The organism is Micromonospora sp. NPDC049004 (assembly GCF_040649315.1).
Taxonomy (GTDB): Bacteria; Actinomycetota; Actinomycetes; order Mycobacteriales; family Micromonosporaceae; genus Micromonospora.
On the sequence record NZ_JBEZFG010000027.1, the window covers coordinates 1 to 2,503 of the forward strand.

At 60.6% G+C, this 2,503-nt stretch carries 3 protein-coding genes; all 3 read right to left on the minus strand.

The window, feature by feature from the left end; all coding sequences use genetic code 11:
• On the minus strand, positions 1-197 hold a 197-nt coding region (locus tag AB0B97_RS32480), incomplete at its 3' end, for a hypothetical protein (protein WP_357499148.1).
• A 589-nt stretch (positions 198-786) separates the two neighbouring features.
• Complete coding sequence (locus AB0B97_RS32485) at positions 787-1,986, minus strand: ImmA/IrrE family metallo-endopeptidase (protein ID WP_357499150.1); 1,200 nt, start codon at positions 1,984-1,986, stop codon at positions 787-789.
• A partial coding sequence (locus AB0B97_RS32490) for a hypothetical protein (RefSeq protein ID WP_357499152.1) occupies positions 1,934-2,503 on the minus strand: 570 nt, incomplete at its 5' end. The genes AB0B97_RS32485 and AB0B97_RS32490, both read right to left, overlap by 53 nt.

Genomic DNA, 2,503 nt, shown 5'->3' on the forward strand with positions numbered 1-2,503 from the left:
GATAGAGGAACGTACAGCCAGAGAGATATATCGCCGATATAGCCAAGCACGCGCCAAAATAGATGGGCTTGCCCGCCCGTTCTAAAAACGCCCAGTGTAGGTACACCGTTGTACCGGTCGAATATCTCTACCTTCTCAACCGAAGTGACCGGCGCCCATGCCAGGTTGCCTAACATTGGAAGAACGGACTTACTCACGAGTATCACCTCCCGTGCAGTCAGTGAAGCACTTGTCGAAGCTCTCCGCCATACCCTCATCCCACTCGGCAGGTCCGTGTGGTCCAGACGGTGGGAACACTGAGACATGAAGGGGATTGCCTCGGGTGGGTGAGTGGATGACCTCGAAACCGGCCTGACGCAGCGCGCCAACACTGGTGTATCGAGCCGTAGCCCAAGGTGGCGCCGCCTTGGTGACCAGGAGCGCGACCGCCATCTTGGTCTGTCGACCGATGATCAAAGACATCTCCGTCTCACCTCGGCTTACCCGCAGACGGTTGCGAAAATCCTCGCCATCCTCTCCGTACTGAGTCAGCTCTACGTCGTCCCGTAGCTCCTGGACCTCGGCTGCGCTGCCTTTACCGGGCACTCGGGTCCACCTTCGGTAACTTCATCGATCAGGGGTTGCATGAAGTTACCAACGGCACACCAAAGGTAGTGTCAGAAATCTGACAGTCGGCGTGTCCGGATACCTCGATCATCGTTAACAAGATCGAGCGGTAGTCTAGCCCGCGCTTCGGTCACAGCAAGGCAATTCGGACAAAAGCAGTGCGCGTGGGAGCTATGACCGCTAGGCTCTACGCCGCACTGCCCGTCGTCCCGCGCCAAAATCGACTACCTTCACACCGTCGTTGCGAGTCGGATCGGCTTGTGTGCTTATAACAGCAGTGCGTTGAGGGGTCGGTGCGATTGACCTCAGTAGGGTCGGATGAATCGCAAGCTCGTCTGCCCCTTGAATGTAGGGACGAGAACCGTAGCGACGCGACAATAGCGTCCAGAGCAGTTTAGGTGATTCGTGTCCGACCAAAACTGGTTCCTGTCGCCGCCATCCCTTTGCTGACAACTGTACGAATAGCGAATTCTTCCGCGTGTCGCCAATGGCTCCCACAACATGTCCACGCATGATTAGTGCCTGGATGGAGACGCCCCAGGTAGCCTTCAGTCGGGCGTAATCAGTCAGTGACAACCTGTCGGACATGCTGGACTGTGCGCGGTCGAGGGGCACCAGCAGTGCGGTGGCGAAAATGTTGGCCTCATCCTCGGCCTGGCTGTGGGATGTCCTCGACCGGAACGTGTGCAGCACTAAATGTCCGAGCTCATGAGCAAGGGTGAAGCGGTCGCGGTCGCCCTGGTGGCCTGGGAAGAAGCCGATCAGGGCGGAGGCTCCCAGACCACCCCAGTAGGAGACTCCGAAGTGCCCGACAGCCGCCTGCTCGTCTCCATCGAGGTCTGGGAGAACCATGGGGGCGACCGCGATCCCGGCTCGTTCGAGCGCACGCGTCAGGTGTGGGATCGGCTTGTCGGGAGCTAGCTGGAGTGCTTGCCGTGTATCGCTGGCTAGCTGCTCGATCTCAGTGGGGGTGAAGTCCGACTCCCCCGTGGCGAAGGGTAGGGACGGCGTGGGGTAGCCCTCGGCTCCTACCAGGTCTTCGGTGACCCGAAAGCTCTCGCCATAGATCGCGTGTACCCGGCGCGTGGTTGTCTTCCTGGCCGCTGATGACTTCCGGAACCGGAGGGTATCAAGAGGGACGGAGGTCGGGCGGGCAGCGAAGAAGCTAGCGGGTGTGCCCGTCGCGTCCGCGATCTGTTGCAGCTTGTCTCGCGTTGCTTCCTTGCTGGATGTCTCGACGTCCGAGATCCAGGGTTGACTGACGCCGGAAATGTCGGCTAGCTGGCTTTGTGTCAGACCGAGGATGTCACGCAGGGTCTTTAGTCGCTCACCCGGCGCTGCCGCCAGCATTCTCGATCCCGCCTTCCAGCTCGTCTTCATTCGGGATGTCCAGTTCCATGCCCTCATCCGAGGGCTCGAACTCTAGTGCAGCAAGATCCTCGGCTGTCTCGGGCAGGATGAAGTCGATGTCCGTCTCAGCGTGATCACCCCACTTCCAGTTGCCGATCGGTCTGACGACGCGGAAGACGGGCACCCCGGTCTTCGGGTCGATTCGCCATACGAATAGCAGTCGGTCGTCCGGCGGCCCCACAAGCCGCTGCTGCGGCAGCCTGAAGAGGGGCACGTTCCGGTAGTAAGCCTGCCGTGCTGCGTTGCTACCCGCAGGAGGAACGTCTGCATCACGGACTGCGTGCAGGATTCGTGCCCGGTAGTTGCCGTCGGTCAGCCACAGTTCGCCGTTGCGCGCATGCTTGCCGGCGAGGTCCCAGGGGGCGATGGGGAGGCTGCTCAGTCGGAGGTGAGCGAACGCACGGACTGTGTGCGTTGCATGCCACCTATACGCCGGCAATCCATCGAACTCCGGCAAAGCTGCCCGGCGTTGCTGGTCCGCCCATGT

Excerpts from the sequence above, each read along its gene's own strand:
- AB0B97_RS32485 (WP_357499150.1), bottom strand. The coding sequence starts at position 1,986 with ATGAAGACGAGCTGGAAGGCGGGATCGAGAATGCTGGCGGCAGCGCCG.